Raw genomic sequence first — 22,112 nt, 5'->3', positions numbered from 1 at the left:
GTGCCGCGGCTGGCCCGTCATCGGCGAAGCGGCTGCATGCCTCCGCTCGGCCCTACGGCGATCCGCGTCAGCGGCCCTTGAAGACCGGCGGCCGCTTCTCGCGGAAGGCCGCGCCGCCCTCCCGGAAATCCTCCGACTCGCGGATCGCCGCCAGGCGCTGGCCCTGCAGCGCCCATTGCTCGGAGGGGCCGCGCGGCAGGATGTCGTCCAGCACCATGCGCTTGATGCCGCCCAGCACCATCGGCGCGAAGCCGGCCATCTCCTTGCCCCACTCGATTGCTTTCGCCAGCGCCTCGCCTTCCGGCACCACCTCGTTCACCAGGCCGACGCGCTCCGACCGCTCGGCGTCGAAGACGCGGCAGAGCAGCATCAGCTCCATGGCGACCTTGTGCGGGATCCGCGACGGCAGCGCCGCGATCATTCCCCCCGTGAGGCCGATCTTGGCCTCGGGGTAGTAGAGCCGCGCCTTGGCGCCGCAGACCGCGAGGTCGGCCATCATCGCCAGCACCAGCGCGCCGCCGATGCACCAGCCCTCCAGCGCCGCGATCAGCGGCTTGTCGCACTGCCAGCCGACATTGGGCACGGCGCGCCAGAGCTCCGGCGGCTCGGTGACGTCGGCGCCGAAGGAGAAGGCCTTGGTGCCCGTCGCGGTCAGCACGGCGCATTTCTGTTCCGACGCCGCGAAGGCGGTCATCGCCGCCTGGATCTCCTCCGCCATCCGCTTCGAGATGGCGTTGCCCTTGTCCGGCCGGTTCAGCGCGACGACGGTGACCGGCCCGTCCTCCCAGACCTTGATGTGCTCGTAGCTCATTCGACCCTTGCTCCCGTCCTGCGCACGGCCTCGGCGAAGATGGCGCGGTCCTGCGTGATGCGCCGGGCGAAGGCCTCGCCGGTTTCGAATTGCGGGCGGAGGCCGACCGGCGCCATGGCGCGCGCGACCTCCGGCATCGCCAGCACTCGGGCCAGCGCATCGGCCAGCCGCGCGACGATCTCGGGCGGCAGCCCGGCCGGGCCGGCGAGGCCGAAGAAGGACAGGCCGCCCGGGCCGTACATGCCGAGCTCGCGCAGGGTCGGCAGGTCCGGCAGCTCCGGGCTGCGCGTCGCGCCGGTGGTCGCCAGGCCGATCAGCCGGCCGTCCTTGATGGCGGGGATGGCGATCGGGTCGAATTGCAGTTCCACGTCGCCCGCCATGACGGCGGTCAGCGCCGGCGCCGAGCCGCGATAGGGCACGTGCTCCAGCCGGATGCCGACGGAACTGGCGAAGATCTCCCCGGTCATCTGGGTGATGGTGCCGTTGCCGGCGCTGCTGAAGCGGAGCTTGCCGGGGTGGGCCTTCGCATAGGCGACCAGGTCCTGGATCGTCCGCACCGGGACGGAGGGATGCATCGCCACCGCGCCGTCCGAGATGCCGAGCAGCGCGACCGGCGTGAAATCCTGCGCGGGGTCGTAGGGCAGCCGCATCATGTGCGGGCTGATGGTCATGATCGCGGTCGGGAAGACCAGCAGCGTGTAGCCGTCGGGCTTGGCCTGGGCGACCGCGGCGGCGCCGATCGACCCGCCGGCGCCGCCGCGGTTCTCGATCAGCACGTTCTGCCCGAGCAGCGCCGAGAGCGGCTGCTGGATGGGGCGGGAAACGTTGTCGGTGCTGCCGCCCGGCGGATAGGGCACGATCAGGGTGACCGGCCGCTGCGGCCAGGCCCCCTGCGCTTGGGCGAGGGCGGGCGCCGCCAGCCCGCCCAGCAGGACCCGCCGCGCGATCACCGCAGCGTCGCCCGCGCATCGACGGCGATGCAGCCCTCGCCGGCCGCGCGCAGCAGGATCGGATTGAGGTCCATCTCCACCAGCCTTTCCCCGAGATCGGTCGCGAGCCAGGACAGCCGCACCAGCGCATCGATGACGGCCTCCACGTCGAGCGCCGGGCGGCCGCGCACCCCCTCCAGCACCGGCCACAGCGCCAGCCGTCGCAGCATCGCCCGCGCATCCGCCGGCCGCAGCGGCGCGGGGGCGAGCTGCACGTCGCGCAGCACCTCCACCAGCACGCCGCCGGTGCCGACCAGGACGAAGGCGCCGAGCCCGGGCTCGTGCCGCGCGCCGAGGATCAGCTCCGCCTCGCCGCACGCCATCTCCTGCACCAGCACGCCGTCCAGCGGCAGCGGCGCGGCGCGCAGCGCGGCATGCGCGGCGCGCACCGCACCGGTGTCGCCCAGCCCCAGCTTCACCAGGCCGAGGTCGCTCTTGTGCACCACCGCGCGGCTGACGCCCTTCAGCACCACCGGGAAGCCAATCGCCTCCGCGGCGGCAGCCGCCTCGGCCTCGGTTGCGGCGAAGCTCTCCCGCGTCACCGGGATGCCGTAGCCGGCGGCCAGCCGCTTCGCCTCCGCCTCGGTCAGCGCGCCCGAGGGCAGGCCTTCGGCCAGCGCCAGGCCGGCGGGACGCGCCGGCGGGGCCAGGGTGGCGCGGTCGCGGCCCGCCGCTTCCGCCTCCAGCGCCCGCAGCACCGCCAGCGCCTGGGCGACATGGTCGAACCAGGGGAAGTCGGCGGCGCGCATCGCATCGCGCGCCGCATCTCCCACCTCGCCGGCCATCATCACATAGAGCAGCGGCCGGTCGCCCTCGCGCGCCAGCGGCGGCAGCATCGCGGCGCGCTTCGCCATCGCCGGCTGCGTCGTCATCGGCACCAGCACGGCACCGATATCCGGGTCGGCCATGAAGGCGCGCAGGCACCCGCGCAGCGCCTCCTCGCTGGTATTGTCGTGGAAGCTGCCGGTATCGAGCGGCAGGTGGACGTGGCTCGGCGGCATCCAGCGCGCCATCTCGGCCCGGGTGGCATCCGACATCGTCGCCGTCCGCAGCCCGAACCCGGCCAGCATGTCGGTCGTCGTCACCGTGCTGCCGCCGGAGGAGGCGACCACCGCCACCCCCATCCCGGCCCGCGGCAGCCCGCCCAGCCGGTCCAGCACGTCGGCCGCCAGCACCATCACGGCCGGGTCGTCCAGCAGCACCGCCCCGGCATCGCGGCAGAGCGCGGCGAAGGCGGCATGGCTGCCGGCGAGGCTCGCGGTATGGCTGCGCGCCGCCTGCGCCCCCGCCTCGCTCCGCCCCGCCTTGACGCAGAGCACCGGCTTTCCCGCGGTGCGCGCCCGGCGCAGCAGCGGGGCGAAGCGGGCAGGCTCCTTGAGCCCCTCGACGTACAGGGTGATGACCCGGGTCGCCGGGTCCTCAATCAGGAATTCCAGGAAGTCGCAAAGTTCCAGGTCCGCCTGGTTGCCGACCGAGACGCAGCGGCTGAACCCCGCCCCGTGCCGGTGCCCGAGCGAGACCAGTGCCCCCATCAGCGCGCCGGACTGGCTGACCATGCCGATCCCGCCCGGCTTCACCCGCTCGACCTCGAGCGCGAGGGAGGAGGAGAGCATCGCCGCGTCGGTGACGTTGAAGAGCCCGAGGCAGTTCGGCCCGACCAGCCGCATCCCCGCCGCCCGCGCGACAGCCGTTACCTCGGACTCCAGCGCCGCCCCCGCCTCCCCGGCATCGGCCAGCTTGCCGGTGATGACGACGCAGGCGCCGACCCCGGCCGCGGCGCAGGCCTCGACCTCCCGCAGCAGGGCGGCGGCCGGCACCGCCAGCACCGCCACGTCGATCGGCCCCGGCGCCGCCGCGACGCTCGGCCAGGCCGGCAGGCCGCGGATGGTCGCCCGCACCGGGTTGATCGGCAGCAGCATGCCGGGGAAGCCATGGCGGATCAGGTAGTGGATTACCCGCCCACCGAATTTTCCGGCATCGTCGGACGCGCCGATCACGGCGATCGAGCGCGGGTTCACGATCTGCGCGAGCGGAATCCGGTTCGGCGGAGTCTCTGGCATGGCTTTGGTCGTTCCCTCGACGGCGAGCTTGGCACGCGCAAAGACCATCCGCCCAGCCCCGGCGGCTTTTTCCGCCGCAGTGCTTCATTTTCCCGCGCCTTGCCCCTGAATTACGGCCCGGAACGGTGATATTGCAGTCGCATGTCGGATATCGCCCAGTTGCCCCGCCGCGCCCCCCGCCCGGAACCCGACCCGCACGGGGCCGAACCCCTGCCGGCGCATGGCCGCATCTATGACAGCGTGCTCGACATCGTCGGCTCGACGCCGCTGGTCCGCCTGCAGCGGCTGCGGGCGGCCGACAACCTGGCCGCCGACCTTGCCGTCAAGCTCGAATTCTTCAACCCGCTGGGGTCGGTGAAGGACCGCATCGGCCTGGCGATGGTCGAGGCCGCGGAACGCGATGGCCTCATCGCCCCCGGCCGCTCCACCCTGGTGGAGCCCACCTCGGGCAATACCGGCATCGCGCTCGCCTTCGTCGCGGCGGCCAAGGGCTACCGCCTGATCGTCGTGATGCCCGACGGCGCCAGCATCGAGCGCCGCAAGATGATCCGGCTGATGGGCGGCGAGGTCGAGCTCACCCCCGCCCGCCGCGGCATGGCCGGCGCCATCGGCCGGGCCGAGGCGATCGTCGCCGCCACCCCCGGCGCCTGGATGCCGAAGCAGTTCGACAACCCTGCCAACCCCGATATCCACGCCACCACCACGGCCGAGGAGATCTGGGCCGATACCGGCGGCGCGGTCGACGTGGTCATCGGCGGCGTCGGCACCGGCGGGACGCTGACCGGCATCGCCCGGGCGCTGAAGCCGCGCAAGCCGGGCCTCCGCGTCATCGGCGTGGAGCCCGCCGAATCCGCGGTCCTTTCCGGCGACGAACCCGGCCCGCACGGCATCCAGGGCATCGGCGCCGGCTTCAAGCCGGCGGTGCTCGACCTCGACCTGATCGACGACGTCCTCCGGGTGGGCGAGCGGGAGGCGATCGCCGCCGCCCGCCGCTGCGCCCAGACGGAGGGGCTGCCGGTTGGCATCTCCTCCGGCGCCATGCTGCACGCCGCGCTGCAGGTGGCGCGCGGGATGCCGGGGGGCCTGATCGTCGGGATCGCGCCGTCCTTCGCGGAACGCTACCTGTCCACCGAGCTTTTTGCCGGGTTGTAGGGAAGCAGGGCCGGGGCGGCGCATCCGCCCGGACCTCCCATGTCTCCGATTGAAGAAGGACCCTCGCCATGCCGCATGATGGGCACCATAGCCACGACGTCCCGCCGGACGGCTGGAAGACCTCGGGCGTCAAGGTCATCCCCGGGGACAGCCTCGATACCAATACGGCGCAGACGCCGGGCATGAACCGGGCCGCCGCCATCAACGCCGCCCGCGTCGGCGCGCAGAAGATCTGGGCCGGCACCGTCCATATCCACCCCGATGCCAAGACCGGCGCCCACCATCACGGCGCGCTGGAGTCCGTGATCTACATCGTCTCCGGCCGCGCCCGCATGCGCTGGGGCGAGCGGCTGGAATTCACCGCCGAGGCCGGCCCGGGCGACTTCATCTTCATCCCGCCCTATGTCCCGCACCAGGAGATCAACGCCTCGACCGAGGAGACGCTGTCCTGCGTCCTGGTCCGTTCGGACAACGAGGCGGTCGTGGTGAACCTCGACATCGAGCCGGTGGAGAAACCGGAGCAGGTCCTCTGGATCGACCCGATCCACAAGCATGGCGGCGTCTGAACCAGGGTTCTTGAGGGATATAAACCCACAATTCGGCTCAATTCGCCTCAAGGAAGTTGAGGCCGAAGCGGGCCGGTTCGGCGCCAGGCCGCGCCCGGCCCGGCGTCGCGCCGGGCGGGCTTTTGGATCTCTGGATTTGAGGATTTGAAGTGCCGCCGCCGGCATCAGGCACGGGCCGGCCGCGGCGGCACCGCCGCGATGCAATCCCGCGGGCCGGGGTGACGCGTCCGGGGCATGGCGGGGCCTTGATTATATTCCTATCGCACGCCGCCCATCGGAAGGCAAGCGCCGCGGCTCAGTCCAGCCGCGCTCCGGCCAGCCGCACCACCCCCGGCCAGCGCGGCACGTCCTCGGCCAGCCGCGCCGCCAGCACCTCCGCCGCCCCGCCCACCGGCTCGAAGCCCTGGGCGCCGAGCTGCGCCGCCACCTCCGGCAGCGCCAGGATCCGCGCCACCTCGGCGTTCAGCCGCCGCAGGATCGCGGCGTCCGTCCCCGCCGGCGCCAGCAGCCCCTGCCAGGAGGTCACCTCGAAGCCGGGGAAGCCGCTCTCGGCCAGGGTCGGCACCGCCGGCAGCGCCGGCGACCGGGCCGCGGTGGTGACCGCGATCGCCCGCAGCCGGCCGGCCCGGACATGCTCGGTCGCCGCCGGCAGGGTCAGGCTGACCGCGTCGATATGCCCGGCGATCAGGTCCGCCATGGCCGGCCCGCCGCCGCGATAGGGCACATGCGTCCATTCGGCCCCCGCCCGCGCCTGCAGCATCGCCGCGGCCAGGTGGCCGATGCTGCCGTTGCCCGGCGATCCCAGCGTCAGCCGCCGCCGCCGCGCCAGGTCGAGGAACCCGGCCAGGTCCGCCACCCGGAGCCCCGGCCGCACCACCAGCAGCTGCGCCGTCCGCACCGTCTGGATGATCGGCGCGAAGTCGCGCAGCGGGTCGTAGTCCACCCGTGGGAAGAGCGCCGGGTTGATCGCCAGGCTGTCCCAGCCGACCAGCAGCGTGTTCCCGTCGGGCTTGGCGCGGGCCACCATCTCGAAGGCGATGTTGCCGCCGGCCCCGGCATGGTTCTCCACCACCACGGGCTGGCCCAGCGCCTCCCCCAGGTGGCGGCCGACCAGCCGGGCCAGGGGATCGACGCTGCCGCCGGGCGAGACCGGGACGATGAAGCGGACCGGGCGGTCCGGCCAGGGTTGCGCACCGGCGGGTCCGGCCAGCGCGGCGAGGAAGAGGGCGCGGCGGGGGAAGGCAGGGCCGGGGAAAGGCATTCCCCCGGGCCTCCATCCATTTTTCCGGGTCGGGACGCGTGGCGCGGAGGGTGCCGACCCACAAAAAGGAAGGGTGGGGTCCGGGGAGGGAATGCTTTCCCCTCCCCGGCCTGCCTCAGACATGCCCGTGCAGCGCGAAGATGGCCGCGGCGGTGACCTCCTCCGGCGGCGGCGGCTCGGCCGGGCCGAGGCTTGCCAGGGCGGCCAGGAAGGCCGCCGGCACCATTGGCAGCAGCGCCTCGGCCGGCAGGGCGGCCAGCCAATGCGGCAGGGACAGGGATGCGGTGAGCGCGAGCATGTCGCAAAGCCTCCGTCGGCGGGTCCTCCCCGCCGGCGGATATTTCACGCCTCCAATGCGCAAGTCAATGAATTGGACGATGAACCAAAGCGGTTATGCCGCGCTGCCCGCTCCCATCGCCGCCAGGATGGCGTTCACCATGGGCTTCATGTGGAAGCTGTCCTCCGGCATGACCGAGACGCGGCCGCCCGCCGTCTCCAGCGCCTGGCCGACCAGGGGGCCGACCGCGGCGATCCGGGTGCGGGCCAGCGCCGCCCGCAGCCGCGCCGGCCCCGCCAGCTGGGCGAGGCGCTTGACCTGCGGGGTCGAGGTGAAGACCGCCAGGTCGATCCGCCCCGCCTCCATCTCGCCGAGCATGGCCTCCACCCGGGCATCGTCCTCCCGCGTCGCATAGGCGTAGGGAAGGATGGCGTCCGGCGTGGCGCCGGCGCCGCGCAGGAAGTCCAGCAGCGCGTCGTTCGGGTTGTCCGGGTAGAGCTGCACCCCGACCCGGCGCCCCCTCAGCTCCTGCGTGGACAGCGTGGCGATGACCCCCGCCGTGGTCGGCTCCCCCGCCGAGATGTCGGCCGAGAGCCCGATCGAGCGCAGCCGCGCCTGCGGCTTCGGGCCGCGGACGACCCGCCGGACGCCGGCGAGCGCGGCCCTGAACTCCGCCTCGATCCCCGCCCGCTCCGCGACGCCGATCAGGCGGGACAGCCCCTCCCCGGTCAGCAGGATGAGGTCGTCGGGGGGCGTTGCGATGAAGCGGCGCAGCCAGGCCTCGACCGGGCCCGGGTCGGCGGCGTCGACGATGGCGACCAGCGGGCAGCGCAGCGCCTCGGCGCCGTGGCGTTCCAGCATCTTCGCCAGGACCTCCAGCTCGCGCGTTTCCGGCACCATCACCCGCCGTCCCGCCAGGATCTCGCTCATGCCGCCTTCCTTCTCGTCACCGGCGCCGCCCGGCGCCTGGGCAGGGTCACCCGGTTGCCCTGACGGAACACCACGCAGCTGCCGGGTTCCATCACCGTCCAGGCCTCGTCGCGGGTCAGCGGCCGGGTCGCCACCACGGTGACGACGTCGTCCGGCGTCGTCTCCTGCTCGAAATCCGCGGCGAGGTCGGCATCGACCAGCGTCGCCGGGCCGAAGGGCGCGCGCCGGGTCAGCCAGGCGAGCTTCGTGGAGCAGTGGCAGAACAGGCTCCGCCCGTCCGAGAGCAGCATGTTGAAGACGCCGAGCGCCGCCAGCCGCCGCGCCAGCTCCTCGACCGCCGCCGCCAGCTCGCGGTCCGAGGGCGGTGCGGCGAAGCGGGCGCGCAGCGCATCGAGCAGCCAGCAGAAGGCGTGCTCGGAATCCGTGCTGCCGATCGGGCAATAGGCGCCGAGCCGCCAGCGCTTCACCCCCTTGAGCTGGCCGTTATGCGCGAAGGACCAGGGCCGGCCCCAGAGCTCGCGCTGGAAGGGGTGGGTGTTCTCGAGCGCGATGCGGCCGCGGTTGGCGCGGCGGATGTGGCAGATGACGATGCGCGACTTGATCGGGGTGTCGCGGACGAAGCGGGCGACCTCGGACCGGGCGGAGGGGCGCGGGTCGTGGAAGGCGCGGCAGCCCTTGTCCTCGTAGAAGGCGATGCCCCAGCCATCGGCATGCGGCCCGGTCTCCCCGCCGCGGCGCATCAGCCCGGAGAAGCTGAAGACGATGTCGGTCGGGACATTGGCGCTCATGCCGAGGAGTTCGCACATCGGGCGAGGGTAGAGCCGGGCTGGGCGGGGTGGAAGCCGGGCGGCACGATCGCGTGGCCGGATTGCGCCTTCCCGCCCCTCCTGCGCTAGGCTCGCGCGATGACGCCAGCGGCATGCCTCGGCAGGACGATCGGACGGCGCGCCGTGCTGGCGCTGCCCGCCCTCCTCGCGCGCCCGGCCCGCGCCGCCCCCCTGATCCGCGTCGGCTCGAAGAACTTCACCGAGCAGCTCGTCGTCGCCGAGCTCTTCGCCCAAGGGCTGGAAGGCGCCGGCGCCAGGGTCGAGCGCCGGGTCAACCTCGGCGGCACCGCCATCGCCCAGGCCGCGCTGGTCGGCGGCGAGATCGACCTCTACCCCGAATATACCGGCACCGGCCTCGGCGTGGTGCTGAAGCAGGCGCCGGAGGGCGGCGCGGCCGAGGTGCTGGCCAAGGTCCGCGCCGGCTACCGGGTGCAGTTCGACCTGACCTGGCTCGACCCCTCCGGCGTCGACAACGGCAATGCGCTGCTGCTGCTGCCGAAGACCGCGCGGCGGCTCGGCCTCGTCACCCTGTCCGACCTGGCCCGCGCCGCGCCGCAGCTGACGCTCGCGGCCGGCAACGAATTCGCCGACCGGGCGGACGGGCTGCCGGGCCTCAGGCGGGTCTATGGGATGGAGTTCGGCCGCTTCCGGCAATTCGCGGCACTCGGCCTGCGCTACGCCGCCCTGCAGCACGGCCAGGCCGACGTGGTGAACGCCTATGCGACGGACTGGCAGATCGCGGTCGGCGGCTACGTGGTGATGCAGGACGACCGGCACCTCTGGCCGCCCTACCAGCTCGCCGCCGTGGTGCGGAACCAGGCGCTGGAGGCATGGCCCGGCCTCGCCGCGCCGCTGCTGGCGATCGGCGCGAAGCTCGACAACCCGGTGATGCAGGAGCTGAACCGCCAGGTCGACCAGGACGGCGAGGAGCCGCGCGAGGTGGCCGCCCGCTTCCTCGAGCAGCACGGTCTCGCCTGATGCGCTGGACCGCGCGGAACCTCGACACCATCGGCGCGGCGACATGGACGCATCTCGAACTGGTCGCCGCCGCCCTGGCCCTGGCGCTGGTCGTGGCGCTGCCGCTCGGCCTGCTGGTGGCGCGGCGGCCCTCGGCCCGCGCCGCGGTGCTGGGCACCGCCTCGGTGCTCTACAGCCTGCCGACGCTGGCGGTCTTCGCCCTGCTGGTGCCGGTGCTCGGCCTGGGCTTCTGGCCGGCCCTGCTGGCGCTGGTCAGCTATGCCGTGCCGATCCTGCTGCGGGCGCTGGTCGCCGGGCTCGCCGCCCTGCCGCCGGCGGTGCTCGAGGCCGCCACGGGCATGGGACTGACACCGCTGCAGCGGCTCTGGCGGGTGGAGCTGCCGCTCGCCCTGCCGGCGCTGCTGGGGGGCTTGCGGGTCGCCTCGGTCACGCTGGTCTCGGCGGCCACCGTTGCCGCCTATATCAGCGCCGGCGGGCTCGGCACGCTGATCCTCACCGGCCTCGACCAGGGCCATACCGAGAAGATCCTGGTCGGCGCGGGGCTGGTGACCGCCATGGCGCTGCTGCTGGATGCCGGGATCGGCGCGGTGCAGCGCCGCCTGCCGGCGCTGGCCTGATGGAGGCGCTCTCCGGCGCCGCCGCCTGGCTCGGCGCCCATCCCGGCACATTCCTCGCCGCGGTCGGCGACCACCTGCTGCTCTCGCTGGTCGGGCTCGGCATCGGCATCGCCATCGCCCTGCCGCTCGGCATCGCCGTCGCGCAGCGGCCGCGGCTGGCCGAGGCCGCGATCGCCCTGGCCGGCGCGCTGCGCACCATCCCGAGCCTCGCCGTGCTGGCGGCGCTGCTGCCGCTGCTCGGCGTCGGCTTCACGCCCTCGGTCATCGCGCTGGCCTTGCTGGCGCTGCCGCCGGTGCTGGTGAACACGGTGACCGGGCTGCGCGGCGCCGACCCGGCGGCGCTGGAGGCGGCGCGGGGCCTCGGCATGACGCCGCTGCAGCGGGCGCTTCGGGTGGAACTTCCCCTGGCCGCCCCCCTGGTCTTCGCCGGACTGCGGATCGCGGCGGTACAGGTGGTCTCGGCCGCGGCGCTGGCGACCTTCATCGGCGGCGGCGGCCTCGGCGACCTGGTGACCCAGGGGCTGGCGCTGCTCGATACCGGGCGGATGCTGGTCGGCGCGGTCGCCATCGCCCTGCTGGCGCTGGGGACGGAGGCGGGGTTCGGGCTGCTGGAGCGGCGCCAGCAGCGGATCGCCGGAGGGCGGGAGCGCCCGGAGGCGTGACTCCGCCGCGCAAGCCGAGGCCGGCCGCAAGGGTGCAGGGCGCATGATCGAACTGGATGGGCTGACCAAGCGCTGGCCCGGCGCCGCCACGGATGCGGTGCACGACCTGACGCTGACGGTGCCGGAGGGGACGAGCTGCGCCCTGATCGGCCCCTCCGGCTCCGGCAAGACCACCACCTTGCGCATGGTCAACCGGCTGATCGAGCCGAGCGGCGGCGCCCTGCGGATCGACGGGCAGGACGCGCTGCGGATGGATGCCGTCACCCTGCGCCGGAGCATCGGCTACGTCATCCAGGAGGTCGGGCTCTTCCCGCACTGGAGCATCGCCGAGAACGTCGCCACCGTGCCGAGGCTGCTCGGCTGGCCGGCGGCGCGGATTGCCGCCCGGGTCGAGGAGGTGCTGGCCCTGACCGGGCTCGACCCCGCCGTCTTCGCCCGCCGCCGGCCGCACCAGCTTTCGGGCGGCGAGCGCCAGCGGGTCGGCGTCGCCCGGGCGCTCGCCGGCGACCCGCCGGTGCTGCTGATGGACGAGCCCTTCGGCGCGGTCGACCCGGTGGTGCGGGGCCGGCTGCAGGAGGAGGTGCTGCGGCTGCTGAAGACGCTGCGGAAGACCGTGCTGATCGTGACCCACGACCTGGACGAGGCGGTGCGGCTCGGCGACGCCGTCGCCGTGCTGCGCGACGGCCGGCTGGCGCAGCATGCCCCGGCCGCGGCGCTGCTGGCGCGGCCGGCGGATGGCTTTGTCGCGGAGTTCCTCGGCAGCGACCGGGCGCTGCAGCGGCTGGCGCTGATCCCGGCGGCGCCGGTAGCGGGCGCCGCGGCGGAAGGCGCGCCGCTGGCGGCCGAGGCCTCGCTGCGGGACGCCCTGGCGGCGATGCTGGCACGGGGGACGGATGCGGTGCCGCTGGCCGGCGGCGGGGCGATCAGCCTCGCCGCGGTGCTGGAGCAGGCGAGGGCCTGAGCGGGAAGGTGGCGCGCCCGGAGAGGTTCGAACTCCCAACCCCCAGATCCGAAGTCTGGTGCTCTATCCGGTTGAGCTACGGGCGCCCCGGACCGGAAAGGTTAGAAGGAAAAGTGGCGCGCCCGAAGAGATTCGAACTCCTGACCCCCAGATTCGTAGTCTGGTGCTCTATCCAGCTGAGCTACGGGCGCGCAGGCCGCCTTGCGGCGAGGCGGGCGAAATAGCGGAGGCGGCGGTACCGCGCAACCCCCTTCTCTCGCCCGGAACCGAAGTTCAGGCGGAAAGCTTCTCCAGCTCCCGCACCACGGCCTCTCCCATCACCGAGGTGCCGACGCGGGCGCGGCCCGTCTGCATGATGTCGGCGGTGCGGAGGCCGCCGGCCAGCACCTTCTCGATCGCCGTCTCCAGCAGCTTCGCGTCGTCCTCGAGGCCGAAGGACCAGCGCAGCAGCATGGCGAAGGAGAGCATCTGGGCGCAGGGATTGGCGATGCCGCGGCCGGCGATGTCGGGCGCCGAGCCATGGATCGGCTCGTACAGCGCGTAGCGCTTGCCCGTCGTGGCATCGACCGCGCCGAGCGTAGCGGAGGGCAGCATGCCGAGCGAGCCCGTCAGCGCCGCCGCCAGGTCGGACAGCACGTCGCCGAACAGGTTGGAGCCAAGGATGACGTCGAACTGCCGGGGACGGCTGCAGAGCTGCATCGCGCAGTTGTCGGCATACATGTTCTCGAGCTCGACATCGGCGAACTCGGCCTTGTGGACCTCGCCGACCACGGCCCGCCAGAGCCGGCCGGACTGCATCACGTTGGCCTTCTCGACCGAGGTCACCTTGTTCCGGCGCTTGCGCGCGAGGTCGAAGGCGACGCGGGCGACGCGGGCGATCTCGTCCTCGTGGTAGACGTCGGTGTCGAAGGCGCGGCGCTTGCCGTCGGGCAGCGTCTCGGTGCCGCGGGGCTCGCCGAAATAGACGCCGCCGGTGGATTCGCGCACCACCATGATGTCGACGCCGCGGACGATCTCGGGCTTCAGCGAGGAGGCATCCACCAGCGGCTCCAGCACCACCGCGGGCCGCAGGTTGGCGAAGAGGCCGAGATCCTTCCGCAGCCTGAGGATGCCGAGTTCCGGCCGCTGGTCGAAGGGCAGGCTGTCCCATTTCGGGCCGCCGACGCTGCCGAACAGCACCGCATCCGCCGCGCGGGCCTTGGCCACCGTCTCGTCCGGGCAGGGCGAGCCGACCGCGTCGATGGCAGCGCCGCCGACCAGGCCTTCGTCGATCTCGAAGGAAAGGCTGCGGCGGTGCTGCATCCAGTCGATGACGCGGCGGACCTCGTGCATCACCTCCGGGCCGATGCCGTCGCCCGGCAGGACCAGAAGCTTCTTGTTCGCGGGCATGGACAGTCTCTTCCTATTGCCGCCGGCCACCAGGCTCGGCGTGGCGGCTGGTGGCCGGCAGGATCAGGGGGTCAGCCAGGGCTGGGCGGCGCGCTGCTTCGCCTCGTAGGCGTCGATGGCGGGGGCGTGCTGCAGGGTCTGGCCGATGTCGTCGAGCCCGTTCAGCAGCAGGTGACGGCGCAGCGGGTCGATCTTGAAGGGGATCTCCTCGCCGTTCGGCCGCACCACCACCTCGCGCTCGAGGTCCACGGTGATGCGGGCATTCTCGCCCATGCGCGCATCCTCGATCAGCTGCTCGCAGACCGCGCGCGGCAGCTTCACCGGCAGGACGCCGTTCTTGAAGCTGTTGTTGTGGAAGATGTCGGCGAAGTCGGGCGCGATGACGCAGCGGATGCCGAAGTCCAGCAGCGCCCAGGGCGCGTGCTCGCGCGACGAGCCGCAGCCGAAATTCTCGTAGGCCACCAGGATCTCGGCGCGCCGGTAGGGCTCCTGGTTCAGGACGAAGTCGGGGTTCTCCGTCCCGTCCGGGTTGTAGCGGAAATTGGCGAAGAGGTTCTTGCCGAAGCCGGTCCGCTCGATGGACTTCAGGAACCGCGCCGGGATGATCTGGTCGGTATCCACGTTCGCCTTGGGCAGCGGCGCGGCGATCCCCGTCAGGGTGGTGAAGGCCTGCATCACACACCCTCCTCGTTCGGCTGGTAGTCCCGGACATCGGCCAGGTGGCCGGCGATCGCCGCCGCCGCCGCCATGGCGGGGGACAGCAGGTGGGTGCGGCCGCCGGGGCCCTGGCGGCCCTCGAAGTTGCGGTTCGAGGTGCTGGCGCTGCGCTGGCCCGGCGTCAGCTTGTCCGGGTTCATGCCGAGGCACATCGAGCACCCCGCCTCGCGCCACTCGAAGCCGGCTTCGGTCAGGATGCGGTCGAGCCCCTCGGCCTCCGCCTGCTTCTTCACGAGGCCCGAGCCCGGCACCACCAGCGCCCGGACACCGTCCGCGACCTTGCGGCCGCGGGCGATCGCCGCGGCGGCGCGGATATCCTCGATCCGGCTGTTGGTGCAGGAGCCGATGAAGGCGACGTCGATCTTCAGGTCCTGCAGCTTCTGGCCGGGCGTCAGGCCCATGTATTCGACCATGCGCTGCAGCTGGGCGCGGCGCGCCTCGTCCGCCGCCTCGGCCGGGTCGGGCACCACGCCGGTGATCGGCAGCACGTCCTCGGGGCTGGTGCCCCAGGTGACCTGCGGGATGATGTCCTCGGCCCGCAGCGTGACGACCTTGTCGAACTGCGCGCCGGGATCGCTCGGCAGCGACCGCCACCAGCGCAGCGCCTGCTCGAAGGCCTCGCCCTTGGGGCCGTTCGGGGTGTTGCGGATATACTCGAAGGTGGTCTCGTCCGGCGCCACCATGCCGGCCCGGGCGCCCGCCTCGATCGACATGTTGCAGAGCGTCATGCGCCCGGCCATCGACAGGGCGCGGATCGCCTCCCCCGCATACTCGATCACGTGGCCGGTGCCGCCGGCGGTGCCGATCTTGCCGATGACGGCCAGCGTGATGTCCTTGGCGGAACAGCCGACCGGCAGCGTGCCGTCGACCTGCACCAGCATGTTCTTCGCCGGCTTCTGCAGCAGCGTCTGGGTCGCCAGCACGTGCTCGACCTCGGAGGTGCCGATGCCGAAGGCCAGCGCCCCCATCGCGCCATGCGTCGAGGTGTGGCTGTCCCCGCAGACGATGGTCATGCCGGGCAGCGAGCGGCCGAGCTCCGGCCCGATGACGTGGACGATGCCCTGCCGGTCGTCCAGCAGCGGGATCAGCGGCATGCCGAATTCGGCGGCGTTCTTCTCCAGCGTCTCGACCTGCAGCCGGCTCTCGGGGTCGACGATGCCGGTGTAGCGGGAGCTGTCGGTGGCGATGTTGTGGTCGATGACGCCGAGCGTGGCGTCGGGACGGCGCAGCTTGCGGCCCGCGGCGCGCAGGCCGGCGAAGGCCTGCGGCGTCGTCACCTCATGCGTGAGATGGAGGTCGATGTAGAGAAGCGCCGTGCCGTCCGGGAGGGTATCCACCACATGGGCGTCCCAGATCTTGTCGAATAGCGTGCGCGGCTTCTGCCCTGACATCGTTTTCCCTCGTCCATCTCCAGGCCCCGCGCCCTGCGGCGCGGGGTGGCAGCCAATCAGGCCTGCGCGGCGTCCGCGGCCGGCGCGGCGGCGGCCGGTGCCTCGCGGTTCACCTTCAGCTCGGCGATGCGGGCCGACTTGCCGGTGCGGCCACGCAGGTAATACAGCTTCGCCCGGCGCACCTTGCCGCGGCGGACCACGGCGATCTCGGCGATCGACGGGCTGTAGAGCGGGAAGACGCGCTCCACGCCCTCGCCATAGGACAGCTTGCGGACGGTGAAGTTGCTGTTCACGCCCTTGTTGCTGCGGGCGATGCAGACGCCCTCATAGGCCTGGGTGCGGGTGCGCTCGCCTTCCACCACCCTCACCATCACGCGGACGGTATCGCCCGGCGCGAAGGCCGGCACGGCGCGGGCGGCGAGGAGGCGGGCCATCTGCTCCGCCTCGAACTGCTGCAGCAGGTTCATCGTCTCAGTCCTTTCCTTGATATCTAGGCGGCGGCAGGGCGGCCGTCCATGGCCCCCGGCGCCGCGGCATCGGATGTCGCCGTGACGCAGGGCGCCGAAGGCGCCCGGTCCCGGCCGGCGTTTGCAACATGTTGCGCCCAGAGATCGGGGCGCCGTTCGCGGGTGATCCGTTCCGCCTCGGCCTGGCGCCAGCGCGCCACTTCGGCATGGTGGCCGGAGAGCAGCACCGGCGGCACCGCGCGGCCCTGCCAGTCCGCCGGCCGCGTGTAATGGGGGTATTCCAGCAGGCCGTCGGAGAAGCTTTCCTCGATGCCGCTCTCGGCCGCGCCCATGACGCCGGGCAGCAGCCGCACGCAGGCGTCGAGCAGCACCAGCGCCGCCGGCTCGCCGCCCGAAAGGACGTAGTCGCCGATCGAGACCTCGGCCAGGCCGCGCGCCTCGATGACCCGCTCGTCGATGCCCTCGTAGCGGCCGCACAGCAGCACCAGGCCCGGGCCCGCGGCGAAGTCGCGCACCATGGCCTGGTCCAGCCGGCGCCCGCGCGGCGTCAGGTAGACGGCGGGTCGGGGTGCCGGTGCGGCCGGTTCACGCGCAGCGCCGTCCGGCGCCGCGCGATCGGACGCAGGCCCGGCCGCCAGCGCGGCGGCCAGCGCGGCATCCAGCACGTCCGGCCGCATCACCATCCCCGCCCCGCCGCCGAAGGGCGTGTCGTCCACGGTGCGGTGCCGGTCGGTGGCGAAGCTGCGGATGTCGAGGCTGTCGATTGACCAGCGCCCGTCGCGCAGCGCGCGGCCGGCGAGGGACTGGCCGAGCGGGCCCGGGAACATCTCGGGGAAAAGGGTGAGGACGGAGGCGTGCCAGCTCATGCCGCATCCTCCCCCTCGCCCGATGCGTCGCCGGGCTGCGGCTGCACCACGACCTCCTCCGGCAGCACGACCACCAGCCGGCCGCCGGCGATGTCGACCACCGGCACCACGGCGCGGGTGAAGGGCAGCATCCGCTCGGGCGGGCCGTCGAGCACCAGGAAGGCGCCGGCACCGTGGTCCTCCACCGCGCGCACCGTGCCGAGCGGCTGCCCGGCCTCCGTCGCGGCGGCGAGGCCGACCAGGTCGGCGAGGTAATATTCCTCCTCCTCCGGCGGCGGCAGGCGGTCGCGGTCCACGTAGAGCCGGGTGCCGGTCAGCCGCGCCGCGGCGTCGCGGTCGGCGACGCCCTCGATGCGGCCGAGGCCGTCCGCCAGCACGGTCAGCGCGATGCGCCGCGTGCCGGCCTCGTCCGTCAGCGGGCCATAGGACGCGATGGCAGCCGGGTCGGCGGTGAAGCTGCGCAGCTTCACCAGGCCGCGCACGCCGTGCGGCCTGCCGATCTCACCCACCAGGATGCGCTTGCCCGTCATCGGCTATGGCCCGCCGCGCGTCCCGTCTCAGCCGGCGGCGGCGGCGCGTTCCTGCGCCTTCTTCTTCGGCGCCGACTGCTTCGGCTGCTCCGGGAAGACGGGCATCGGCGCCAGGCCGGCATGGCCGAGGAACTTCGCCACGCGATCGGTGGCCAGCGCGCCGTTGCTCAGCCAATGCGCGATGCGCTCGGCTTCCAGGCGCACGCGGTCGGCGTGGTCGGAGGGCAGCATCGGGTTGTAGCTGCCCACCTTCTCGATGAAACGGCCGTCGCGCGGGCTGCGGCTGTCGGCCACCACGATGTGGTAGTAGGGGCGCTTCTTGGCGCCGGCGCGCGCGAGGCGGATCTTCAGGGCCATGGTCTCAGGTCGCTCCGTGGTTCGATCGGGTTAGAAGGGTTTCCGGCCACCGGGGAGCTGCATCCCCTTGGGCATCAGCGCGCCAAGTCCGCCGCGCATGAGCCCCTTCTGGCCGAGCTTGTTCATCCGCTTCATCATCGCGGACATGTCGTCGAAATTCTTCAGCAGCTTGTTGACCTCCTGCACCGAGGTCCCGCTGCCGGCGGCGATCCGCTTCTTGCGGCTGGCCTTGATGAGGTCCGGCGTGCGCCGCTCCTTCGGCGTCATCGAGCCGATGATCGCCGCCTGCCGCTTCAGCATGGTGTTGTCGAGGTTGGCGCCCTCGATCTGCTGCTTCATCTTCCCCATCCCCGGCAGCATGCCGAGGATGCCGGAGAGCGAGCCCATCTTGCCGATCTGCTTCAGCTGGCTCGCGTAGTCCTCCAGGCTGAACTGGCCCTTCTGCATGCGGGCTGCCATCTTCTCGGCTTCCGCCTGGTCGATGGTCTCGGCCGCGCGCTCGACGAGGGAGACGATGTCGCCCATGCCGAGGATGCGGCCGGCGATGCGGTCGGGGTGGAAATCCTCGAGCGCGTCGAGCTTCTCGCCGGCGCCGAGCAGCTTGATCGGGGCGCCGGTGACGGCGCGCATGGACAGCGCGGCGCCGCCGCGGGCGTCGCCGTCGATGCGGGTCATGACGATGCCGCTGACGCCGACCTGGTCCTGGAAGGCGCGGGCGGTGTTCACCGCGTCCTGGCCGGTCATGGCATCGACCACCAGCAGCGTCTCGTGCGGCCGCGTCGCCGCCTTCACCGCGGCGACCTCCGCCATCAGGATCATGTCGATCGCCAGGCGGCCGGCGGTATCGAGGATGACCACGTCGAAGAGCTCGCGCCGGCCGAGGTCCATCGCCCGCTCGGCGATCTGCAGCGGGGTCTGGCCGGCGACGATCGGCAGGCTGGTCACGCCCACCTGCTTCGCCAGCGTCTCGAGCTGCAGCTGCGCCGCCGGGCGGTGCACGTCGAGCGAGGCCAGCAGCACCTTCTTCTTGTCGCGGTTCTTCAGCCGCAGCGCGAGCTTGCCCGAGGTCGTGGTCTTGCCCGAACCCTGCAGGCCGACCATCAGGATCGGCACCGGGGACGGCGCGTTCAGGTCGATGCCGCGCGCTCCGGTATCGCCCTCGCCGCCGCCCAGCGCCTCGACCAGCGCGTCGTTGACGATCTTGATGACCTGCTGTGCCGGGGAGACGCTCTTCAGCACCTCGACGCCGACGGCGCGCTCGCGCACCTTGGCGGTGAGGTCCTTGACCACGGGCAGGGCGACGTCGGCTTCCAGCAGCGCCACGCGAACCTCGCGCAGCGCTTCCTGGACGTCGGCCTCGGACAAGGCGCCGCGCCGCCGCAGACGGTCGAAGACGCCGTTCAGCTTGCCGGACAGGGCCTCGAACATGCGGCCTGGGTCTTCCTTCGCAGCGGGGCTGGCATGCCCCCAAAACAAAACACGCCGCTGCGCGAGACTTCGCGGAGCGACGGAGCCCCCTGCCCGGCAGGGGACCGCAACCGGGAGAACCCGGGGAGGAGGCTGCTACGCCCGGGCGGGCGCCGCGTCAAGGGAAAGCGGGGCGGCAGGCGGGCGGGGGCGGGCAGGTCCGGGGCGGCGCCCCGGGCCCGCGTGGCCTGCCGATGCGACCCCGGCGCCTTACTTCGGCGCCAGCACCATGATCATCTGCCGGTTCTCGAGCCGCGGCATCTGCTCGACCTTGATGGTCTCGCCCAGTTCCACGCGGATCCGCTCCAGCACCTTGATGCCCAGGTCCTGGTGCGCCATCTCGCGCCCGCGGAACCGCAGGGTGACCTTGACCTTGTCGCCCTCGCCGATGAAGGACTTCATCTGGCGCATCTTCACGTCGTAGTCGTGGTCGTCGATATTCGGACGGACCTTGACTTCCTTGATCTCGACGACTTTCTGCTTCTTGCGGGCCTCGTTGGCCTTTTTCTGCTGCTCGTACTTGAACTTGCCGTAGTCGGTGATCTTGCAGACCGGCGGCACGGCATTCGGGCTGATCTCGAGCAGGTCCAGCCCGACGTCATAGGCGCGCTGCATCGCCTCGCGCGCGGTCATGACGCCGATCATCTCGCCTTCCTGGTCGATCAGCCGCACCTGCGGGACGCGGATGTCCTCGTTGACCCTTGGGCCATCGCGCGTCGGCGGCTGATTGGAAATGGGTCCTCTTGCTATGGTCGGCTCCTGTCGCTGTGGGAACGGCTTGGTCGTCTCTTATGGGGCTTGACTTATCCGACTGCAACCATGCCGGCGTCGCGCAGATCGGGCGGCACCGCCTCCCCCGCCAGGATCGCCACCGCCTCGGCCAGCGGCAGCGTCGCCTGCTCGCGGCCGGGCAGGCGGCGCAGCACCAGGGTGCGCTCCTCCGCCTCCCGCCGCCCCACCACGGCCAGCACCGGCACGCGCTGGTCGATGTGGTCCACCACCTTGCGGTTGATCTTCTCGTTCCGCAGGTCGAGTTCCACCCGCAGCCCGGCCTTCTGCAGCGCCGCCGCCGCCTCCCGCGCATAGTCGTCGGCGTCGGAGACGATGGTGGTCACCACCACCTGCACCGGCGCCAGCCAGAGCGGGAAGCGCCCGGCATATTGCTCGATCAGGATGCCGAGGAAGCGCTCGAAGCTGCCGAAGATGGCGCGGTGGAGCATGACGGGGCGCTTCCGCGTGCCGTCCTCGGCGACGTATTCCGCGTCCAGCCGCTCGGGCAGCACGAAGTCGACCTGCAGCGTGCCGCATTGCCAGTCGCGGCCGATCGCGTCGCGCAGCACGAATTCCAGCTTCGGGCCGTAGAAGGCGCCCTCCCCCGGGTTCAGCGTGTACTCGACGCCGGCCACCCGGCAGGCCTCGCGCAGCGCGCCCTCGGCCTGGTCCCAGACCGCGTCGGTGCCGGCCCGGGTCGGCGGGCGGTCGGAGAACTTCACCCGGAATTCGGGGAAGCCGAGGTCGCGGTAGACCGAGGAGAGCAGCGTCACGAAGGCCACCGTCTCGGACGCGATCTGCTCCTCGGTGCAGAAGATGTGCGCGTCGTCCTGGGTGAACTGCCGCACCCGCATGATGCCGTGCAGCGCGCCCGAGGGCTCGAAGCGGTGGCAGGAGCCGAACTCGGCCATCCGCAGCGGCAGCTCGCGGTAGCTGCGCAGGCCCTGGTTGAAGATCTGCACGTGGCAGGGGCAGTTCATCGGCTTCAGCGCCAGCACGCGGTCCTTCTCCGCCTCGTCCTCGACGCGGGCGATGAACATGGCGTGGCGGAACTTCTCCCAGTGGCCGGACTGTTCCCAGAACTTGCGGTCGAGCAGCTGCGGCGTCTTCACCTCGCGGTAGTCGGTCGCGTCCAGCCGCCGGCGCAGGTAGTCCTCCAGCACCCGGTAGAGCTTCCAGCCCTTCGGGTGCCAGAAGACGCTGCCCGCCGCCTCCTCCTGCAGATGGAAGAGGTGCATCTCCTTCCCTATGCGCCGGTGGTCGCGCTTCTCCGCCTCCTCGACCTGCAGCAGGTAGGCGTCGAGTTCCTTCTGGTCGCGCCAGGCGGTGCCGTAGATGCGCGACAGCATCGCGTTGCGGTGGTCGCCGCGCCAATAGGCGCCGGCCACCTTGGTCAGCTTGAAGGCGGTGCCGACATCGCCGGTGCCGCGCATGTGCGGCCCGCGGCAAAGGTCGATCCAGTCGCCCTGCGAATAAAGCGAGATCTCCTCGCTCACCGGCAGGTCCTGGATCAGCTCGGCCTTGTACTTCTCGCCCTTGTCCTTGAAGAACTCGATCGCCTCGTCGCGCGGCATGACGCTGCGGACGAAGGGGCTGTTCCGCACGACGATCTCCCGCATCTTCGCCTCGATCGCGCCGAAATCCTCGGGCGAGAAGGGCTCGTTGCGGGCAAAGTCGTAGTAGAAGCCGTTCTCGATCGAGGGGCCGATCGTCACCTGGGTGCCGGGATAGAGCGCCTGCACCGCCTCGGCCAGCACATGCGCGGCGTCGTGCCGGATCATCTCCAGCGCCTCGGGGTCGCGCCGGGTGATGAAGCGCACCGCGGCGTCGGCGGCGATCGGCATCGCCAGGTCGCGCGTCACGCCGTCCACCTGCATCGCCAGCGCCGCGCGCGCGAGGCCCGGCCCAATCGCGGCGGCGATCTCGGTGCCCGTGACCGGCGCGTCGAACTGGCGCACGGATCCGTCGGGCAGGGTGATCGCAGGCATGGGCGGGCTCATTCGGTCCAGGGGTCGCGGGGCGCGGACCATGGGCAGGCCGCCCCCCCCGCGTCAAGCGCGGCGCCC

The 22,112-nt window shown here is 72.3% G+C and carries 23 protein-coding genes and 2 tRNA genes; 6 read left to right on the top strand and 19 right to left on the bottom strand.

The window, feature by feature from the left end; all coding sequences use genetic code 11:
* Positions 1-67: 67 nt before the first annotated feature.
* Genes E2C06_RS10985 through E2C06_RS10975 form a run of 3 tightly spaced genes read right to left on the bottom strand, consistent with a single transcriptional unit; the run spans position 68 to position 3,860 of the window.
* On the bottom strand, positions 68-811 hold the full coding sequence (locus tag E2C06_RS10985; protein ID WP_133288646.1) for an enoyl-CoA hydratase/isomerase family protein: 744 nt from the start codon (positions 809-811) through the stop codon (positions 68-70).
* The gene (locus tag E2C06_RS10980) at positions 808-1,761 is read right to left on the bottom strand and encodes a tripartite tricarboxylate transporter substrate binding protein (RefSeq protein WP_165982326.1); all 954 of its coding nucleotides are present in this window, start codon (positions 1,759-1,761) and stop codon (positions 808-810) included. The genes E2C06_RS10985 and E2C06_RS10980 overlap by 4 nt, the downstream gene beginning before the upstream one ends.
* The gene (locus E2C06_RS10975) at positions 1,758-3,860 is read right to left on the bottom strand and encodes an acetate--CoA ligase family protein (RefSeq protein ID WP_165982325.1); all 2,103 of its coding nucleotides are present in this window, start codon (positions 3,858-3,860) and stop codon (positions 1,758-1,760) included. The genes E2C06_RS10980 and E2C06_RS10975 overlap by 4 nt, the downstream gene beginning before the upstream one ends.
* A 141-nt stretch (positions 3,861-4,001) precedes the next feature.
* Here E2C06_RS10975 and cysK point away from each other — a divergent pair, with 141 nt between their 5' ends.
* Positions 4,002-5,012: a cysteine synthase A gene (cysK, locus tag E2C06_RS10970; protein ID WP_133288643.1), complete on the top strand. Its 1,011-nt coding sequence runs from the start codon at positions 4,002-4,004 to the stop codon at positions 5,010-5,012.
* Between the two features lie 68 nt (positions 5,013-5,080).
* On the top strand, positions 5,081-5,578 hold the full coding sequence (locus E2C06_RS10965) for a cupin domain-containing protein (protein ID WP_133288642.1): 498 nt from the start codon (positions 5,081-5,083) through the stop codon (positions 5,576-5,578).
* 295 nt (positions 5,579-5,873) lie between these two features.
* On the opposite strand, the gene E2C06_RS10960 is transcribed toward E2C06_RS10965, so the two are convergent.
* The 4 genes from E2C06_RS10960 to E2C06_RS10945 all read right to left on the bottom strand — a co-directional run bounded on the left by E2C06_RS10960 (position 5,874) and on the right by E2C06_RS10945 (position 8,852).
* On the bottom strand, positions 5,874-6,839 hold the full coding sequence (locus E2C06_RS10960) for a tripartite tricarboxylate transporter substrate binding protein (protein ID WP_165982324.1): 966 nt from the start codon (positions 6,837-6,839) through the stop codon (positions 5,874-5,876).
* A gap of 115 nt (positions 6,840-6,954) precedes the next feature.
* The gene (locus E2C06_RS10955) at positions 6,955-7,137 is read right to left on the bottom strand and encodes a hypothetical protein (protein ID WP_133288640.1); all 183 of its coding nucleotides are present in this window, start codon (positions 7,135-7,137) and stop codon (positions 6,955-6,957) included.
* Between the two features lie 93 nt (positions 7,138-7,230).
* Complete coding sequence (locus E2C06_RS10950; RefSeq protein WP_133288639.1) at positions 7,231-8,046, bottom strand: uroporphyrinogen-III synthase; 816 nt, start codon at positions 8,044-8,046, stop codon at positions 7,231-7,233.
* The gene (locus E2C06_RS10945) at positions 8,043-8,852 is read right to left on the bottom strand and encodes a class II glutamine amidotransferase (protein WP_133288638.1); all 810 of its coding nucleotides are present in this window, start codon (positions 8,850-8,852) and stop codon (positions 8,043-8,045) included. The genes E2C06_RS10950 and E2C06_RS10945 overlap by 4 nt, the downstream gene beginning before the upstream one ends.
* A 99-nt stretch (positions 8,853-8,951) precedes the next feature.
* Here E2C06_RS10945 and E2C06_RS10940 point away from each other — a divergent pair, with 99 nt between their 5' ends.
* The 4 genes from E2C06_RS10940 to E2C06_RS10925 are packed head-to-tail and all read left to right on the top strand — an operon-like array spanning position 8,952 to position 12,091.
* Entirely contained in the window at positions 8,952-9,851 is a 900-nt protein-coding gene (locus tag E2C06_RS10940) for a glycine betaine ABC transporter substrate-binding protein (protein ID WP_133288637.1), read from the top strand.
* The gene (locus tag E2C06_RS10935) at positions 9,851-10,468 is read left to right on the top strand and encodes an ABC transporter permease (protein WP_133288636.1); all 618 of its coding nucleotides are present in this window, start codon (positions 9,851-9,853) and stop codon (positions 10,466-10,468) included. Before E2C06_RS10940 ends, E2C06_RS10935 begins: the two co-directional genes overlap by 1 nt.
* Positions 10,468-11,130 (top strand): ABC transporter permease, encoded by a 663-nt coding sequence (locus tag E2C06_RS10930; RefSeq protein WP_133288635.1) that lies wholly within the window; start codon positions 10,468-10,470, stop codon positions 11,128-11,130. Before E2C06_RS10935 ends, E2C06_RS10930 begins: the two co-directional genes overlap by 1 nt.
* Before the next feature lie 43 nt (positions 11,131-11,173).
* Positions 11,174-12,091, top strand: a complete 918-nt coding sequence (locus E2C06_RS10925) for an ABC transporter ATP-binding protein (protein WP_133288634.1) — start codon at positions 11,174-11,176, stop codon at positions 12,089-12,091.
* 9 nt (positions 12,092-12,100) lie between these two features.
* Here the strand turns inward: E2C06_RS10925 and E2C06_RS10920 are convergent.
* From E2C06_RS10920 to thrS, 12 genes are all read right to left on the bottom strand, one after another.
* Positions 12,101-12,177, bottom strand: a tRNA-Arg gene (locus E2C06_RS10920).
* 28 nt (positions 12,178-12,205) lie between these two features.
* A tRNA-Arg gene (locus tag E2C06_RS10915) sits at positions 12,206-12,282 on the bottom strand.
* An 82-nt stretch (positions 12,283-12,364) separates the two neighbouring features.
* On the bottom strand, positions 12,365-13,480 hold the full coding sequence (leuB, locus tag E2C06_RS10910) for a 3-isopropylmalate dehydrogenase (RefSeq protein WP_133288633.1): 1,116 nt from the start codon (positions 13,478-13,480) through the stop codon (positions 12,365-12,367).
* 63 nt (positions 13,481-13,543) lie between these two features.
* Entirely contained in the window at positions 13,544-14,155 is a 612-nt protein-coding gene (gene leuD / locus E2C06_RS10905; RefSeq protein WP_133288632.1) for a 3-isopropylmalate dehydratase small subunit, read from the bottom strand.
* Positions 14,155-15,588: a 3-isopropylmalate dehydratase large subunit gene (gene leuC, locus E2C06_RS10900; RefSeq protein ID WP_133288631.1), complete on the bottom strand. Its 1,434-nt coding sequence runs from the start codon at positions 15,586-15,588 to the stop codon at positions 14,155-14,157. The genes leuD and leuC overlap by 1 nt, the downstream gene beginning before the upstream one ends.
* A 56-nt stretch (positions 15,589-15,644) precedes the next feature.
* Positions 15,645-16,055, bottom strand: a complete 411-nt coding sequence (rplS, locus tag E2C06_RS10895) for a 50S ribosomal protein L19 (protein ID WP_133288630.1) — start codon at positions 16,053-16,055, stop codon at positions 15,645-15,647.
* A 23-nt stretch (positions 16,056-16,078) separates the two neighbouring features.
* Positions 16,079-16,921 carry a tRNA (guanosine(37)-N1)-methyltransferase TrmD gene (gene trmD, locus E2C06_RS10890; RefSeq protein ID WP_133288629.1) on the bottom strand — a complete coding sequence of 281 codons (843 nt, stop codon included), beginning with the start codon at positions 16,919-16,921 and terminating at the stop codon, positions 16,079-16,081.
* The gene (gene rimM, locus E2C06_RS10885) at positions 16,918-17,451 is read right to left on the bottom strand and encodes a ribosome maturation factor RimM (protein WP_133288628.1); all 534 of its coding nucleotides are present in this window, start codon (positions 17,449-17,451) and stop codon (positions 16,918-16,920) included. Before rimM ends, trmD begins: the two co-directional genes overlap by 4 nt.
* Before the next feature lie 27 nt (positions 17,452-17,478).
* Positions 17,479-17,808, bottom strand: coding sequence for a 30S ribosomal protein S16 (gene rpsP / locus E2C06_RS10880; protein WP_133288627.1), 330 nt, complete (start codon positions 17,806-17,808; stop codon positions 17,479-17,481).
* 30 nt (positions 17,809-17,838) lie between these two features.
* Entirely contained in the window at positions 17,839-19,236 is a 1,398-nt protein-coding gene (gene ffh / locus E2C06_RS10875) for a signal recognition particle protein (RefSeq protein WP_133288626.1), read from the bottom strand.
* 249 nt (positions 19,237-19,485) lie between these two features.
* Positions 19,486-20,010, bottom strand: a complete 525-nt coding sequence (gene infC, locus E2C06_RS10870; RefSeq protein WP_133288625.1) for a translation initiation factor IF-3 — start codon at positions 20,008-20,010, stop codon at positions 19,486-19,488.
* A gap of 68 nt (positions 20,011-20,078) precedes the next feature.
* On the bottom strand, positions 20,079-22,034 hold the full coding sequence (gene thrS, locus E2C06_RS10865) for a threonine--tRNA ligase (RefSeq protein ID WP_133288624.1): 1,956 nt from the start codon (positions 22,032-22,034) through the stop codon (positions 20,079-20,081).
* Positions 22,035-22,112 lie beyond the last annotated feature (78 nt).

This window comes from Dankookia rubra (assembly GCF_004355005.1).
Lineage (GTDB): Bacteria > Pseudomonadota > Alphaproteobacteria > Acetobacterales > Acetobacteraceae > Paracraurococcus > Paracraurococcus ruber_A.
The sequence above is the reverse complement of the archived record's forward strand: the minus strand, read 5'-3'. Positions and strand labels throughout refer to the sequence as shown.

Coding starts and splice junctions, on each gene's coding strand:
- leuD (WP_133288632.1), bottom strand. CDS start 14,155: ATGCAGGCCTTCACCACCCTGACGGGGATCGCCGCGCCGCTGCCCAAG.
- leuB (WP_133288633.1), bottom strand. CDS start 13,480: ATGCCCGCGAACAAGAAGCTTCTGGTCCTGCCGGGCGACGGCATCGGC.
- trmD (WP_133288629.1), bottom strand. CDS start 16,921: ATGAGCTGGCACGCCTCCGTCCTCACCCTTTTCCCCGAGATGTTCCCG.
- ffh (WP_133288626.1), bottom strand. CDS start 19,236: ATGTTCGAGGCCCTGTCCGGCAAGCTGAACGGCGTCTTCGACCGTCTG.
- E2C06_RS10935 (WP_133288636.1), top strand. CDS start 9,851: ATGCGCTGGACCGCGCGGAACCTCGACACCATCGGCGCGGCGACATGG.
- rpsP (WP_133288627.1), bottom strand. CDS start 17,808: ATGGCCCTGAAGATCCGCCTCGCGCGCGCCGGCGCCAAGAAGCGCCCC.
- rimM (WP_133288628.1), bottom strand. CDS start 17,451: ATGACGGGCAAGCGCATCCTGGTGGGTGAGATCGGCAGGCCGCACGGC.
- leuC (WP_133288631.1), bottom strand. CDS start 15,588: ATGTCAGGGCAGAAGCCGCGCACGCTATTCGACAAGATCTGGGACGCC.
- E2C06_RS10925 (WP_133288634.1), top strand. CDS start 11,174: ATGATCGAACTGGATGGGCTGACCAAGCGCTGGCCCGGCGCCGCCACG.
- rplS (WP_133288630.1), bottom strand. CDS start 16,055: ATGAACCTGCTGCAGCAGTTCGAGGCGGAGCAGATGGCCCGCCTCCTC.
- cysK (WP_133288643.1), top strand. CDS start 4,002: ATGTCGGATATCGCCCAGTTGCCCCGCCGCGCCCCCCGCCCGGAACCC.
- E2C06_RS10940 (WP_133288637.1), top strand. CDS start 8,952: ATGACGCCAGCGGCATGCCTCGGCAGGACGATCGGACGGCGCGCCGTG.
- E2C06_RS10955 (WP_133288640.1), bottom strand. CDS start 7,137: ATGCTCGCGCTCACCGCATCCCTGTCCCTGCCGCATTGGCTGGCCGCC.
- E2C06_RS10975 (WP_165982325.1), bottom strand. CDS start 3,860: ATGCCAGAGACTCCGCCGAACCGGATTCCGCTCGCGCAGATCGTGAAC.
- E2C06_RS10930 (WP_133288635.1), top strand. CDS start 10,468: ATGGAGGCGCTCTCCGGCGCCGCCGCCTGGCTCGGCGCCCATCCCGGC.
- E2C06_RS10950 (WP_133288639.1), bottom strand. CDS start 8,046: ATGAGCGAGATCCTGGCGGGACGGCGGGTGATGGTGCCGGAAACGCGC.
- E2C06_RS10945 (WP_133288638.1), bottom strand. CDS start 8,852: ATGTGCGAACTCCTCGGCATGAGCGCCAATGTCCCGACCGACATCGTC.
- E2C06_RS10965 (WP_133288642.1), top strand. CDS start 5,081: ATGCCGCATGATGGGCACCATAGCCACGACGTCCCGCCGGACGGCTGG.
- thrS (WP_133288624.1), bottom strand. CDS start 22,034: ATGCCTGCGATCACCCTGCCCGACGGATCCGTGCGCCAGTTCGACGCG.
- E2C06_RS10960 (WP_165982324.1), bottom strand. CDS start 6,839: ATGCCTTTCCCCGGCCCTGCCTTCCCCCGCCGCGCCCTCTTCCTCGCC.
- E2C06_RS10985 (WP_133288646.1), bottom strand. CDS start 811: ATGAGCTACGAGCACATCAAGGTCTGGGAGGACGGGCCGGTCACCGTC.